This is a genomic window from Clostridium sp. C8-1-8 (assembly GCF_009928445.1).
Classification (GTDB): Bacteria; Bacillota; Clostridia; order Clostridiales; family Clostridiaceae; genus Clostridium_AR.
The window spans coordinates 1-15675 of sequence record NZ_JAABNO010000015.1; the positions used below are offsets into that span (position 1 = coordinate 1).

11 protein-coding genes are annotated in these 15675 nt (G+C 31.2%); 9 read left to right on the forward strand and 2 right to left on the reverse strand.

Features of this window, described 5'->3' with window-relative positions; genetic code table 11:
* Positions 1–195 precede the first annotated feature (195 nt).
* From GXK57_RS15290 to GXK57_RS15320, 7 genes are all read left to right on the forward strand, one after another.
* On the forward strand, positions 196–843 hold the full coding sequence (locus tag GXK57_RS15290) for a recombinase zinc beta ribbon domain-containing protein (protein ID WP_160678212.1): 648 nt from the start codon (positions 196–198) through the stop codon (positions 841–843).
* A gap of 13 nt (positions 844–856) precedes the next feature.
* The gene (locus GXK57_RS15295) at positions 857–2458 is read left to right on the forward strand and encodes a recombinase family protein (protein WP_160678043.1); all 1602 of its coding nucleotides are present in this window, start codon (positions 857–859) and stop codon (positions 2456–2458) included.
* Between the two features lie 295 nt (positions 2459–2753).
* Positions 2754–3749, forward strand: a complete 996-nt coding sequence (locus GXK57_RS15300; protein WP_160678045.1) for a hypothetical protein — start codon at positions 2754–2756, stop codon at positions 3747–3749.
* An 80-nt stretch (positions 3750–3829) separates the two neighbouring features.
* Complete coding sequence (locus tag GXK57_RS15305; protein WP_160678047.1) at positions 3830–4996, forward strand: hypothetical protein; 1167 nt, start codon at positions 3830–3832, stop codon at positions 4994–4996.
* Positions 4997–5249: 253 nt separating this feature from the next.
* Positions 5250–5471: a hypothetical protein gene (locus GXK57_RS15310; protein ID WP_160678049.1), complete on the forward strand. Its 222-nt coding sequence runs from the start codon at positions 5250–5252 to the stop codon at positions 5469–5471.
* 49 nt (positions 5472–5520) lie between these two features.
* Positions 5521–5805, forward strand: coding sequence for a hypothetical protein (locus GXK57_RS15315; RefSeq protein ID WP_160678051.1), 285 nt, complete (start codon positions 5521–5523; stop codon positions 5803–5805).
* A 636-nt stretch (positions 5806–6441) separates the two neighbouring features.
* The gene (locus GXK57_RS15320) at positions 6442–7383 is read left to right on the forward strand and encodes a glycoside hydrolase family 43 protein (RefSeq protein WP_160678053.1); all 942 of its coding nucleotides are present in this window, start codon (positions 6442–6444) and stop codon (positions 7381–7383) included.
* A gap of 163 nt (positions 7384–7546) precedes the next feature.
* Here GXK57_RS15320 and GXK57_RS15325 read toward each other — a convergent pair whose 3' ends face one another.
* On the reverse strand, positions 7547–8836 hold the full coding sequence (locus tag GXK57_RS15325) for an MFS transporter (RefSeq protein ID WP_160678055.1): 1290 nt from the start codon (positions 8834–8836) through the stop codon (positions 7547–7549).
* 777 nt (positions 8837–9613) lie between these two features.
* Positions 9614–10480, reverse strand: coding sequence for a hypothetical protein (locus GXK57_RS15330; RefSeq protein WP_160678057.1), 867 nt, complete (start codon positions 10478–10480; stop codon positions 9614–9616).
* A gap of 223 nt (positions 10481–10703) precedes the next feature.
* On the opposite strand from GXK57_RS15330, the gene GXK57_RS15335 reads away from it, so the two are divergent.
* Both GXK57_RS15335 and GXK57_RS15340 read left to right on the forward strand, forming a co-directional pair.
* Entirely contained in the window at positions 10704–12746 is a 2043-nt protein-coding gene (locus GXK57_RS15335) for a beta-galactosidase (protein WP_160678059.1), read from the forward strand.
* A gap of 536 nt (positions 12747–13282) precedes the next feature.
* Entirely contained in the window at positions 13283–15622 is a 2340-nt protein-coding gene (locus GXK57_RS15340) for an immune inhibitor A domain-containing protein (RefSeq protein WP_160678061.1), read from the forward strand.
* Positions 15623–15675 lie beyond the last annotated feature (53 nt).

Consider the following 15675-nt stretch of genomic DNA (forward strand, 5'->3'; position numbering starts at 1 on the left):
ATAATTATGCATTTTCATGTTGGAACTTTTCAACATTTTGACGTTGACATTTACAGTTAAAGGTAGTCATGAAGCTATTATTTCAAAAGAAGAGTTTTTACGAGTACAAGCTCTAATAAAAAAAGAGCATTAGAGTATGGGAATGTTCCTGAGGGAAGAAACAAATATACGCAGAGATATGCTTTTAGTGGCAAAATAATATGCGGTATTTTTGGAGAGGTCTTTAAAAGAAGGACTTGGAACAGCAAAGCAAAATCCAAGCAGATAGTATGGCAATGCAGCACATATATTAATGAGGGAAAAAGTAAATGTGATATGAAAGCAATAGATGACGATACTTTAAAAGCAGTCTTTGTAAGAATGTTTAATAAGCTTTATGAAAGTAAGGAAGATTTTTTCAAAACTTTTACTGACAATATAGATAAAGTTTTAAAGCAAAGTGCAAAGTGTGAAGATGTATTCAAAATAGATATAGAAATAGAAAATATTAATGAAGACATCAAGAGCGTTGTAAGACAGCAAGTTAAAGGTGAGTTGCAGGAGCGAGTATTTGATGCAAAGTATAAAATCCTAAATGAAAGATTACAGGAACTTAAAAATAGTAAAGATACAGTAGCTTTTGATAATTGTAGATATGCAGAAACTTTAAAAAGAAGTAAAGAAATAAGAAGAGTAATTGAAATGAGAGAAAACACTCTTAAAGAGTTTGATGATTATATATTTGAAAACTTAATCGAAAAGGTAGTAGTTATAACAACTACACATCTAGAATTTCACCTTAAGAATGGAATGAAGGTTGAAGAAAAATTTATTAAAAAGAGGGGAGTCAACGGACTTCAATAAAGGAGGAATTTTTATGCCAAGTGTTTCAGTAATACCAGCAAGGCAAGTGGCTGTTATAAATGGGGTTCAAAGAGAAACTAAAAGGAGGGTTTGTGCTTACTGCAGAGTAAGTACAGATACAGAGGAACAGCTTACCAGCTATGAAGCACAAGTTACTTATTATGAAAGTTATAGTAAAGGAAAACCAGAGTACGAATTTGCTGGGATATTTGCAGATGAGGGGATTTCGGGAACGAACACAAAGCATAGAGTTGAGTTTAATAAAATGATTGAAGCAGCTCTTGCTGGTAAGTTTGATATGATAATAACCAAGTCGATTTCAAGGTTTGCTAGAAATACACTGGATTGCTTGAAATATGTAAGACTTTTAAAAGAAAAAGGCGTAGCAGTATATTTTGAAAAAGAAAATATAGATACTATGGATTCAAAAGGTGAGGTTCTCCTAACGATCTTGTCCTCCCTTGCACAAGACGAATCGAGAAATATTTCTGAAAACAGTAGATGGGGTATAGTTAGAAGGTTTCAACAAGGAAAGGTAAGGGTAAACCATAAAAGATTTTTAGGTTATGATAAAGATGAAAATGGAGAGCTTATTATTAATGAAAAACAGGCTGAAATAGTTAGAAGGATATATAAAGAATACCTAGAGGGAAAAGGTATAAGAGCAATAGCAAGAGGTCTTGAAGAGGACAATGTTTTAACAGGTGCAGGAGGAGGAAATTGGCATGATTCAACAATACAAAAGATTTTAAGAAATGAGAAGTATTCAGGTGATGCTCTACTTCAAAAGACTGTAACAGTAGATTTTTTAACACACAAAAGAGTTAAAAATAAAGGAGAAGTTCAACAGTACTATGTTGAAGATAGCCATCCGCCAATAATATCAAAAGAAACATTTCAAAGGGTCCAGGAAGAAATAGATAGGAGAGCAAATCTAGTAGGATATTCAGAAGAAACAAAAAGCAGACACACCAACAAGTATGCCTTTTCAGGAAAGATAATATGTGGCAATTGCGGCAGTAAGTTTAGGAGAAAAATATGGGGTGAAATTGAAAAATACAAAAAGTATGTGTGGCTTTGTGCTAACCATATTGATAATGGGAATGAAGCTTGTAATATGCAAGCAGTAGATGAAGAAAAAATAAAAGCAGCTTTTGTTAAATCTCTAAATAAGGTTATTGAAAATAAGGAAGCTTTTATTTCAAACATGATGGAAAATATAAATAGGGTATTAGAAAGTAAAGAAGATAGTAATGAGCCAAAGGTAATAAATGAAAGGCTGGAAGAACTTAAGGAGCAGATGATGAACTTGGTAAGGCTGAATGTAAGAAGTGGCTTAGATAATCAGATTTATGATGAGGAATATCAAAGGCTAGAAGAAGAGATGCAGCAGCTAAAAGAAAAGAAAGCTAAGTTTGATAATACGGAGTTAATAAGGGAGAAGGGGCTTCAGAAAGTAAAAGAAATTAAAAAAGTATTAGATGGGAGAGAAGATATTATTAAAAAGTTTGATGATGAGCTTTTTTCACAGATGGTGGAGCAGGTAAAGGTTATAAGTTTGGTTGAGGTGGAGTTTGTTTATAAGATGGGTGTTAGTATAAAGGAGATATTGTAATTAAATACATTTATATTTACTTGCTGTTTGAGGGAATTTAAATTGCTTCAAGCAGCTTTTTTCTTTGTAGAATAGTATATAAATTTGATTAACTAAATTAATGTAAAAATAGTGTAAAATAATGTACAATTATAATGTAGAATTATGTTTGATTTTATGTTTAGTCATAAATAAAATTTAGGTATATGATATGAGGAGAACTAATAAGAAGAGTTGTATAAGTAAAATTTATTGTAGTTAAAGATTGTAATTTGAAGAAAAGTAGTAAATTTAAATAAGAAAGGAAATGTAGAATATGTTGAATTTTGAAGAATTAATATTTAAATTACCATTATATAAGAAAGAGGAAATTATTTGGAACGAATTTAAAGAGCAAACTATTAAACCAGATATTTATGATGAATTTCAAGAAGAAATATATAATACATACTATCCAGATGATTTCAAAAATCTAATTGACTTTTTAAATACTTCAGACCCAATATATGGGAAATGTCCGAGCTGTAATAAGGGAATGGCATTTGAGGTGGATAAGGTTGAATTAGATAAAGAACTTCTAAAAAGTTGTATTCAAAGCTATTGCGAGTCACAAATAGATGATGATATTTCATTTTTTCCAGAATTGTCTTATGTCATGAAAGGAAGAATAGCTATATTGATGAAAAATGGGGGCTATTTTGAAAAAACAATACGTTGTCCTATATGTAAGAATGTATATAAATTTTTATACAAAATTACAGATGATACAAATTCTAAAGAAAGATTGTATATTCAGAAGATTGGGCAGTATCCTAGTCTTTATGATTTTAGTGATTACAGGCAAAATGATTATGATAAATTGTTAAAAAAAGTTGATGCATTGGAGGATTTAAGAAAGGGTTTAAGTTTGCAAACAGATGGTTATTATGTTGCTGCTTATACGCATTTCAGAAGGGTGCTTGAAAAGTTCATAAAGTATAAATTTGATACTAATAAGGATGAAATAGGTTGTGAAACTGAAGAATTCAATAGAAAACATATAAATGAAAAACTTGATATTTTAAAAAAATATTTACCAAGTTTTTTATATGATAATAAAGAGATATATAATGTACTTAGTGCAGGAATTCATATGTTGAGTGAAGCTGAATGTCAAGAAAATTTTGAAACAGTGAAAGATGCTATAGATGCAATACTAAGTCAGGAAGAGGCTAATAGAAAAAATACAAATCTTATAAAAAAAGCTTCTAATAATATAAAAAATGCTAAAACAAAAATAGAAATTAAATTAAAAACAGAAAAAAAGAGTTAGGATTTATTATTGAGTAGTATTTAACAATAACTATTATGAGTATTGTTAAATAGGTTTTATTAGAAGAGGAAGTGAGTACAGTGGGGAGAAAACCTGACTACATGAAAGGTAAAATAGAATCAAAGTCAAAAAAGATATGCCCAGAAGATGTTAAAGCTAAAATGGGTAAAGAGCCTTTGACAATAAAAGAAGTTGCTGCATACCTTAATAAGTATTCAATATGCCATAAAGAATATACAGAAAAAACTATAAAAAATTATATAGAGGCAATTTGTGAAGATAGTAGTGGATTGCTTAAAGTAAGTGATTTTAAAGAGAATCTAAAGAGGGTTAAAAGTAAATATCTAATAAAGCCTGAAGTTCAATGTCTTTTAATGGTAATATTGGATTCTGAGTATTTTGATGGCCGTAGGAATGAAAGATTACTTAAGAACAGAGATGAATTGTTTAGAAGTTTGATAAAAAATGTAGAATTTTACTTAAATAAAGATGATCAAGAACTAATTAAGGCTAATCCAGCTTATATAAATGCATTGTTAGAAAGTAATTTATCTGAACGGCTTAATAAAGAGTTAACAAATTTGCTTAGAAATTTATATCATGCAGATCCTATAGTTAGATTTACAATGATGAAGTATGTTATTGAAGAATTTGTAAGATTAGAAAAATGGATATCAAAAGAAAATTGTGCGATTTGGTCATCAAAATTAGTGTATGGACATGAAGTTAATATAGGTGAAGATGGAGAATACCAAAAAGCCATTTTTCAGTCAGATACATTAGAAGAATATATTATAAATTTATTGAGTCATAGAGTCCATAAGCTACAGGACACTGACAGTGAAGAAGATGAGATATTATCATTTCCAGCATTGTATCTTGCACAAAAAATGTATAATATTCAAGTGAAAAATGAATCAGATGTAAAATATCAATTAGATGAAATTGATAATGCAATATCTAATTTAGAAAGATATAAAACTGTAATGGAGAAGGCTAAGAAAATTCTTGATTTAAATAGTCCATATGAAAGCTTGATTTATGAAACCTTAAAAAAACTATGTAAGGTCTATTTTATGACACCTTATGTAGCACCTAAGGATTATGAGAGAACAGTTAAGTTTACGGAATCAGCAATAGCAAATGATATGTGGGATATACTTAATAAGTTATGTCAACTTGGAAGAGAAGGCGATACAGAAGAAAAAAATAATGTTACTAACAGAATTAGAGATATAGATCACTAATGAAGTGAGTGGAAAAATAGATAAAGGTATCTTTCTATTTTTAATCCTTAATGTTTATTATATTATAAAATTATGATAAGGTAAGTCAATACTTGACTAACTTATTATGTGTTAAGGTACTACAATAAAAAGTTATTTTATAACAAAATATTAAGGAGTGAAATGCAATGATTGAATGTGAATGCTGTGAAGAATATTTTCATGCTGATGAAATAAGTTCATGCCCAGAATGCGGAATAGAGCTTTGTGAGGAGTGTTTTCAAAGGCATGTAATGTGTTGTGTAATAGTGATACGGATGACAACAGTGAAGGATTATTAAATGTCCCAACAGAATGTCCTGAATGTGGAGAAAAGTTGGAATTAGATGTTGATTATGACAAAACTACTTTTATGTGCCCAGAATGTGATTATGACTTAGATGTTACAGATGAATTTAAAAATTTAGAAGATGATAATGAAGATGACGAGAACTAGTAAGTTTAATTGGTGAGAGTAATGTTATTTAAAAATGGAGGGGATTAAAGTGCCAAAAAGATTATCAGGAAGCGCTGGAACGGGAGAAAAAATACTTAAGAATCTGGAGCTTTTTAACTTTAAATTTAATAATATTGAAGAAAACACTTATGCCTTTGATGTGAAATTTGGAAATCAGGATGGGTGGTTGTCTATAAGAGTAATAGATGAGAAAATAACAGATGTAACATTAGATTGTAGTTTTCCTAGACCATTAGGTGCTTATAATGATAAAGGTTTATATAAAGTAGCAGAGTATGTGTTGGAGAAATGTAGAAGGGAAAAACTAATTTAATATTGAAGATGATTTCATAAACACAAATGTTTCCTTTTCACCTTATATAACATCTTCATGCATGTTGAGACTGTGGTTAAGCTAAGACAGGCATAAAGGACGATTCTATTATCCAAAATACAAGATTAAAAAGGATATGGCAATTAAGTGAATATTTAAGTGAAGGTTATGTTCCCTCAGACTTATGGTTTGGGGGAATTTTATATATATATAGACCAAGTTCTGCTATTATGTTATACATACAATATAAATCCTCATAAACCATGATTTTCAGACAAGCATAAATTAAATTTACATATAGAAAGTCTTTAGTTATAAGGAGGAAATTTTGTATACTATGACGAATATTAAAAAAGGAGAATTAATAAAGATATAAAGCTTTAGTGAAACGATTTCAACAGTAGTTGTTATAAAAATGATAGGATTCTATTAAGATACCTTAATAAAATATATTTTATGTCTTTACGGTGATACAAAATATGATATATAAGTTCTAATAAGTTTTATTCATAAACGTATCGCGCTAAGAACACTCTAATCAGCTGTTTAGTGAAGTAAATTAAATAGAACTTATATAGAACAAAAGGTATCCAGAAATCGAGTTATGAATTAAATTGAAAATAAAAGGAGATAGAAATGGCATATTTATTTGTTCATTTTAGAGAAAAAAAGACTCCAGATGGGGAGCAAGTTTATTTTGGCTTAAGCAAGGATGGCTTCCATTGGGAAAAGGTCAACGATGGTAAACCTGTATTGTGGAGCAATGTAGGAGAATTAGGAGTAAGAGACCATACGATTTGTAGAACCAAAGACGGACACTTTTTTATTCTTGCTACAGACTTAAGTTTAGCTAGAAATTTTAATGATAAATACCATGGATCTTGGGATGAAATCACTCGCAATGGTAGCAAGTCTCTTGTAATGTGGGAGTCAGAAGATTTGATACATTGGTCAGATTCTAAGCTTATACAGCTAGCTGATGACAATTATGGATGTGTGTGGGCACCTGATATTATATATGATAAACAATCAGAGGAATATGTAATTCATTGGTCTTCCTCCCATTGCAGCAACAATTATGGCTTTAAGGCTATATATTATTCAAAAACAAAAGACTTTAGATCATTCTCTCATACAGAAATGCTATGTAGAAAAGATAATAGCGGAATAATAGATTCGGCAATCTACGAAGAAGATGGGGTATATTATAGATTTCTGAAAAGCGAGTTGAATCCAAGTACTATGATTTTGGAAAAAGGTGAGTCTCTAACAGGTCCTTATGAAAGAGTTATAGCATTCGATGAAGAAATGGCAAATTTGGAGCAGGGTGTGTATGAAGCACCAACAGCCTTCAAGTTGGATGATGGGAAATGGTGTATGATGATTGATTACTATGGGGTTGAAGGTGATGGTCAAGGGTATGTACCTTTCATCTGTGAAGATATTACAGAAGGAAGGTTTGTACGATCTGATAAAGAATTTTCTTTTCCTTACGGATATAAGCATGGAACAGTATTAACTATATCTGAAGAGGAGTATGAACGAATAAAAGTATATAAAGATTGGAAAACTGAATGATTAACTTCTTAACTTTTTAAAAAGTAAAAAAGTTAAGAATTTATTGGAAACATGCGGGTTTGATGGATACAATACTGATTATATTTGATATAAACATCATGTATAGTAAATATGATCAAAAAACAGTAGCTAGATTAATTAAGAATATCTAGCTACTGTTTTTTTAATTATTTACAACAGGTTGGTCTTCTAGTATTAATAAATCATTTTCTTTACTGTCTTCAACCTTTATAAGAATTACTCCGCCTATTACAAAGAGTAGTAATACACTAAAAACGCCATTTGAAGTTTTTCCAGTGAGTGAAGCCACTAAACTAACTAAGCTAGGTCCTAGAATTGCTGCAAATCTTCCAAATACATTGAAGAGACCAAAGAATTCATTATTCTTTTCTTTAGGAACAAGCTTACCGAAGTAAGATCTGCTTATAGCTTGCATTCCTCCTTGAGAGGTTCCTACAAGTGCAGCTAAGATCAAAAAGCCTACAATATTGTGAATGAAGTATCCGTAGATACAAATGATAGAATATATAACTATTCCACTATATAACATTACTTTTGCACCATACTTTTCTGCTAATTTACCATAAATGATTGAGGAAGGAAAGGCAACAAACATGATAAGTAGCAGTACTAGTAGCATACTTGAGCTGCTAATTCCAAGATCTGCACCAAAGGAGGTTGCCATAGTTATTATTGTATTAACTCCATCAATATAGAAAAAATAAGCTAACAGAAATATAAATATATTTCTATGCTGCCTTACACTGGAAAGTGTTTTTATTAATCTCTTAAAACTTTTACCTATAACCTTAGGTTCTTTTTCTATGCCATAAACTTGTTTTACGTTTTTTATCATTGGAAGAGAAAATAATAAACACCAAATTGCAGTTATTAGGAAGCATATTCTATAAGCTTGTGTAACACTTATTGGAACTATGTTGTTCTGAGCTAAGACTATTACTACCATACAAATTGCTAGTGAAAGTATATCTCCTATATACCCTGCAGCAAAACCAATTGAAGAGACAATATCCATTTTCTTTTTTTCAGATACATCTACTAAGAAAGCATCATAAAACACATTACTACCTGAATTTCCTATATTACTTATAGTAAAGATTATTACTACAAGTATGTAAAAGGATTCTGGAACAATTCCTAAAAGACCTGTAGCAGCAATGCCTATAATGCTGAATATTTTGAAGAACTTCATCTTGTAACCTCTATAATCTGCTATAGTCCCCAAAATAGGTGCTAAAACTGCGATAAGAAATCTTCCGATTGAGTTTAAGTATCCCCAATATACTGTGGCGGATGACTCCGGAACTCCTCCATTTGTTAACATAACTCTTAAATATAATGGAAATATGGTTGTTATAAGTATCATGCTGTAGGTTGATATTGTACAATCATACAGGATCCAACTTTTTTCTTCTTTACTATACTTACTCATGATAACCTCCTAGAATTATATATTTAAAATTAATTCTTGATACATATTATTTGACGGGAAATTGTAGATAGGAATCTTTATTCGTGCATAGACTATAGGCTTACAACTTATTAATAAAAATTACATTCTCAAATTTTTCGCTTAGATCCACAATAGTTTTAAAGATAGACTTAGGATCGAAGCGTAAATCTTTATATAAGAAAAGGCAATGTAATATATTTATTCTATAAAACCATTAGTCTAATAAATAGATTATTATATATAAGAAATAAATATATTTAAATTCATTACTTTATATTTTATTATAAGAAGGTTAATTAAATGTTAAAAGTATAATAACTATGGGTTAAAATTGAAATAACCAAGCAAGTAAAGAACAAATATTGATAATATTATTAACAGAAAAGATCAAATTAGATTAAGTTTAAGAAACTGTAATAAGTAAGTTATAGATATACCACTTTAGTAGAAAACTTATACTTTATAATTTTTATATCAGAATCTAGAGGAGTTTCAGAAATATATTTCGAATCAAAGTGGTGCATTATTATAGGGTTCCTAGCTCAACTTTTAATTTATACTTGCCTAATAATCACCAGAAGCCGTGATTATCAAACAAGTATAAATTTAGTTTCGATATGTGAACCCTATAGTAGTAACAATAGAGACTTTAGAAGCAAAAGCAAAAGAAAAAGCTTCACATATGAAAGACAAAAATCAGATGTACAAAAAATCGCTGAAAAGTTTCTTCAGCGATTTTTAATGTACATAAAAGTATTAATCTGTTCTCTTTCGCACATTTATAGTTATTGTGAAAATTATAGATATAATAAGTAGTGCTAGGCCAGCATATACAAAAGCAACTCCGCTGCTACTTCCAGCAATGACAAGGAAGACTCCAAAGAGCATTCCTAAGAAGCCAAGCTTAGTGGCTCCTTTTTTATCTTGTTTAGTAACTTTATCTTTTAATTCGGAAACAAATTCATTATCTTGCTTAAGCGTAGCTTGTTCAGTTGTAATAGCTTCTCCATTTGCATAAGCTTTTAGGTTTTCCATAGCGTTTATAAGTTTATAAAAGCTATCTTTATCAGAAGTCATGATAGAACGTATGAACTTGCCGTTTTTATTATTGATATCTACACCTATATCACCTGGAACACCATTTTGAGAAAAGTAGTGCACATCAAAGTTTCCAAGAATGTCTCCTCGAAGTATTTTAAAATGAGGACCATTTGAGGTTAAACTCTGAAATAATATGAATTTATGCCCTACTAATATAGTTGAGTCGTTTATAATATGCTTGCCAAAAGCAGGATTTGTAATATCTGAATCAAAATCAGATATAGTTTCTCCAGAGATAAGATTATTTTCTATTTCTTTCTGATTTTTCATTAAACTGCTGCTACTTATTGCAGAGTTTAATCGTAAAAATTTTATGAAGAAAATAAGGGCTATTAATAAAAAAGGTACTGATAAGAATAAAGCTGTACCAGCAGCTCTAGAATCTAGTGCAGGTAGTCCTATATAGATGACAATTGATAGTATCAGAAGTATTACCACACTGATTAAAGTTCTCTTTGCCATTGGTTTTCTGAGTTCGGCACATTCTTTAGTTATTTGTTCTAGATATTTAGATTGATTCACTTACATATTCCCCCTTTATTGAAAAACAATGTTAAGTATAGCCCTTTGTGACACAAATTGTCAATATAGTATATAAAAGTGTTTAATTTATGAATATTATGACAAAATTGCAATATGATATTATAAACTTCGTACAGTTGATAAACGTATACATTTATTAGATAATGTTAGCATAGTAATAATTTGAGTATGGACTGCAAAGTTCGTAGTTGGGAGGAAGAAAATGAGCACACCTATAAAAAAGTTTGATAAGTTATTACATGGTGGAGATTATAATCCTGACCAATGGTTGGATTATCCTGAAATATTAAAACAAGATATTGAGTTAATGAAAAAGGCACATGTTAATTGTGTTTCACTTGGAATATTTGCTTGGGCTACTTTAGAGTCAGAAGAAGGAACATATCGATTTGAGTGGTTAGAAGAAATAATTGATAACTTATATAAAGAAGGAATATACACAGTCTTAGCAACTCCTACAGGGGCTATGCCAAAATGGCTTACAGAGAAGTATGAAGAAGTTCGTCAGGTTAGAGAAAACGGAGTTAGAAATCTATCAGGAGGAAGGCATAATTTTTGTTACACATCTCCAGTGATGAGGGAAAAGGCAAAAGCTATAGATACAGAATTAGCTAAAAGATTTGGTAAGCATCCAGCAGTTGTATTGTGGCATATTTCAAATGAACTAGGTGGAAATGGAGCAGACGCCTCTTGCCATTGTACTTTATGTCAAGAAGCTTTTAGAGAATGGCTAAAAAACAAATATAAGACCTTAGATGCTTTAAATCATGCTTGGTGGACAAAGTTCTGGAGCCATACTTATACAAGCTGGGACCAAATTCATAGTCCTGCTCCAAATGGTGTTAACTTTATACATGGCTTGAAATTGGATTGGAAGAGATTTGTTACTGCCCAAACTCTAGACTTTTATAGCAAGGAATGTGAAACAGTTAAGAAATATAGCACAGATATACCTGTAACTACTAATATGATGGAGTTTTTCCAGTGTCTAGATTACTTTAAGTTTAAGGATTCTGTTGATATTATTTCTTGGGATGCGTATCCAAGCTGGCATGACGGCAAGGATGATATTGATTTAGCTATAAGATTTGCAGCTTCTCATAATATAATGAGATCAATCAAAAAGTCTCCATTTTTATTAATGGAAAGTACCCCTTCTCTTACTAACTGGAAGCCTATCAATACGCTTAAAAGACCTAAGATGCACATGCTATCTTCTATGCAGGCTGTAGCGCTTGGTTCCAACAGCGTACAGTATTTTCAATGGAGGAAAAGTAGAGGTGCTTCAGAGAAACTACATGGTGCAGTGGTAGATCATTATGGAAAAGAAGATACTAGAGTATTTAAAGATGTAACTGAAGTTGGAGTTAGGCTAGAAGCATTGACAGACAGGATTTACAAAACAATAAATAAACCTAAGGTAGCAATTATATTTGACTGGGAAAACTGGTGGGCTATAGATGACGCACAGGGACCTAATAACATAGACATGAAGTATGTTGAAACAGTAACTAGTCATTATAAGGCTTTTTGGCAAATGGGGATAGATGTGGATTTTATTGATATGGAGCAAGAATTTAATGATTATAAACTAGTTATTGCTCCAATGACCTACATGATGAAGAAGAAATTTGGAGAAAGAGTAAGAGAATTTGTTAAAAATGGCGGATGTTTTGTAAGCTCTTATTGGAGCGGAATTGTGGATGAAACAGATTTATGTTTCCTTGGAGGTTTTCCGGGAATAATAGGAGAAGTCGTAGGAATAAGAAGTGAAGAAATCGACGCAATAAATGAAAATTATCCTAATAGCATCTCATATAAAAACAAGTCATATGAAGTGAGAGATTTATGTGATTTAATTCATTTGCAAGGTGCAAAAGCAGAAGGTTATTATGAAAAAGATTTCTATGAAGGAAGACCAGCAGTTACTAGAAATGAATATGGAAAAGGAATAGCTTACTATATTGCAGCTAGAACCTCAGCTGAATTTAATAGAGATTTTTATATAAATCTAGTAAATGAAATAGGAATAAAAAAGAATATGAGCGTTAACCTACCTTACGGAGTAACTGTTGCTAAGAGGGTAGGAGATAGTGAGGAGTTCTTATTTGTTCAGAACTTTAACTCTAGTCCGGTTTCATTTGAGTTAGATAAAAAATACGAGATTGCAGAAGATGGAGTAGAGGTAAGTGGTAATTTAGAGCTAGAAGCTTATGATTGTATTGTATTAAAAACTTTAAAGTAATTATATCAACATGTATTCAAGAAAAGTTATAAATGAAAAAAAAGGTCACTGAAGTAATATTCTTCAGTGACCTTTTTTTCATTTATGATGCAAACCTTTCTAACATAGAATTTATTTATTTAATAAATATTTACAATTTGTTAAAGCATAGTAAACATATTTTATTTAACTGATTTAAAATAGTAAATTGTTAATTATAGGAAGTTTAATTAATAAGTTGCAAAAATAATGATGTATTTTTATCAAATAAGTAAAAAAACTAAAAATATGATGATAATATTGTATTGGTGTAACTTATTTGTTACTATATATACCATATCGGTAGATTATGTATTTAATGGGTTATTTATATATTAAATAAAAATAATACAAACTATACCTAAAAGAAAGCTATTATTTGGGGATTAATATTAAGGGATGTCTAAGTTAAATTAATTAGGTAAATTGTTGGATACTACAAAGCTTAATATAGTGAGTTTAATATTTAGCTATTAATTTAACATTCATATATATATAAATAAAAGGGGGTTATCAGTTTGTTAAAAACAAAAGCAGTTGCTTTATTGATGGCTGTAGCTGTTAGTATTGGCTCAGTATCATCAATTAATACAAACACGATTAAAAATTTCGGGAAAAGCTTAGCTCTATCATCTAGTGAGGAATTAACACCAGTGGATTTAGCTATTGCCAATGATGAAAAAATCATTGAAATGTTAAAGAAAAAGGGTAGAATCCCTAAAAATGCTACTCCAGAGCAAGCCAGCAAAATATTGAAAGATTATCTAAAGGATATCGAAAAGAAAAATGATACAAGCTCTCAAAAGTTAAAACAAATGGAGCAAGCAGGTATAAAGAAATTCTCACAGGAAGCTTCGAAGAAATCAACTTCTAAGAATGCTCAAAGTGTATCAGCCAATGCAGAAAGCAGCGGGAATATAACAAAGGGAAAGGCTTTAGTTATACTAGTTCAATTCCCTGATTTAATGCATAATAATATAAAACCTGGTGAAACCGATATGTATTATCAAGATTATACTCCAGGACACTTTTCAAACATGCTATTTGGAACAGATGGTTATGCAGGTCCAAATGGAGAAAAATTAATATCTATGAAGCAATATTATGATGAACAATCTGGTAAGACTTACGATTTTAGTGGATCAGTAGTTGGTTGGTATACAGCCTCTCACCCAGCAGCTTACTATGGAGCACATACTGCTTCAGGTGGTAATGATTCTAACCCAAGAGCTTTAGTTAAAGAGGCACTTTTAGCTCTTGTAAAAGACAAAGGTGAAGATTTCTTAAAGCAATTTGATTTGGAAAATCCATATGGTATTGTAGCAGGCGGCAAAAATCAGCCGGATGGTATAATAGACCACTTGATGATAATACATTCAGGTATTGGTGAAGAAGCTGGTGGAGGAGCATTAGGTGATAATGCGATCTGGTCACACAGCTCAAAGGTTTATTCTGTTTCAAATGGAGCGGCAGTTCCATGGAATATAACTGGAACAAAGATGTATGCATATCCGTACACTATTGAACCTGAAGATGGAGCAGCAGGGGTTTTCTCTCATGAATATGGACATGACTTAGGTCTTCCTGATGAGTATGACATTAACTACACTGGTGCAGGTGAGCCTGTAGCATACTGGTCAATAATGTCAGCAGGAAGCTGGTCAGGTAAAGTACCTGGTACTGAACCATCAGGTTTTAGCCCATGGTGTAAGCAGTATTTCCAAAACACCTATGGTGGAAACTGGTTCCATGGAACAACTGTTGATTATAAAGATATTACTGAGAAGGGTGCTTCTTATGTGCTAGATCAAGCTAGTGTAAAAGGTAAGAACAATGATTTTGTAAGAGTTAACTTACCTGATAAGGCAACAACTATAAATACTCCTGCTGAAGGAAAATATGAGTACTTTAGTGGTAAAGGTGATAATCTAGATAACTCTATGGTTATACCTGGAGTTGATTTAACTAATGCCTCTACCGCACAATTGAGCTTTAAGACTTGGTATGATATAGAACCAGATTTTGATTATGCTTCAATTCAAGTTAAAGCTGAAGGAGAAAGTAAGTGGACATCTGTTAAAGGAAATATAACTACAGATAAGAATCCAAATGAGCAAAACCCTGGTAATGGTATCACTGGAAAATCCAACGGTTGGGTAGATGCTTCCTTTGATTTATCTGACTATAAGGGGAAAAAAGTTGATATAAAAATAGATTACTGGACAGATGCTGGTGCCACATATCCAGGTTTCTATATAGATGATATTAAGTTAAGTACTAATAATGGTGTGGCTTTTGCTGATAATGCTGAAGGGGACGCTAAGTTAACTCTTAATGGCTTTAAAAAAGATGATGGAAAGATGTATACAAAGCAATATTATCTAGTTGAATGGAGAAGTCATGCTGGAGTTGATGCAGCGCTTGGAGATATAAAGAGAGGAAACAGTCTAATGTCTTATGATCCAGGTATGCTTATATGGTATGCAGATGATTTCTTCTCTGATAACTGCACAGGTCCAGTTTCAGCAGGTGGACATCCTGGAGATGGATTTGTAGGAATAGTTGATGCAGATCAAACTATAAACAAGTGGAGTGATGGAACTGTCGCAACTACAAGATATCAATTAAATGATGCAGCATTTAGTCTTAAAAAGGGGTCTAATATGTTCTTAGATTATGGTACAAGAACATTAACTGATAATAAGACATTTATGCACCCAATATTTGATGATCAAAAACACTATATGAATAGTGAATTACCAGATGCAGGACGTAATATTCCAAAGCTTGGATTAAAGATATATGTAACTGCACAAAGCAAGGATATGAGTACTGGAACTATAATGATAAAAAAATAATTTATAGATGTGAGGGACTTCCGTCTCTCACGTTATAAGTAAAATTATCATAG

What these genes read in the sequence shown, in the direction of transcription:
- GXK57_RS15295 (WP_160678043.1), top strand. Translation starts at nt 857, where the DNA reads ATGCCAAGTGTTTCAGTAATACCAGCAAGGCAAGTGGCTGTTATAAAT.
- GXK57_RS15300 (WP_160678045.1), top strand. Translation starts at nt 2,754, where the DNA reads ATGTTGAATTTTGAAGAATTAATATTTAAATTACCATTATATAAGAAA.
- GXK57_RS15320 (WP_160678053.1), top strand. Translation starts at nt 6,442, where the DNA reads ATGGCATATTTATTTGTTCATTTTAGAGAAAAAAAGACTCCAGATGGG.
- GXK57_RS15325 (WP_160678055.1), bottom strand. Translation starts at nt 8,836, where the DNA reads ATGAGTAAGTATAGTAAAGAAGAAAAAAGTTGGATCCTGTATGATTGT.
- GXK57_RS15335 (WP_160678059.1), top strand. Translation starts at nt 10,704, where the DNA reads ATGAGCACACCTATAAAAAAGTTTGATAAGTTATTACATGGTGGAGAT.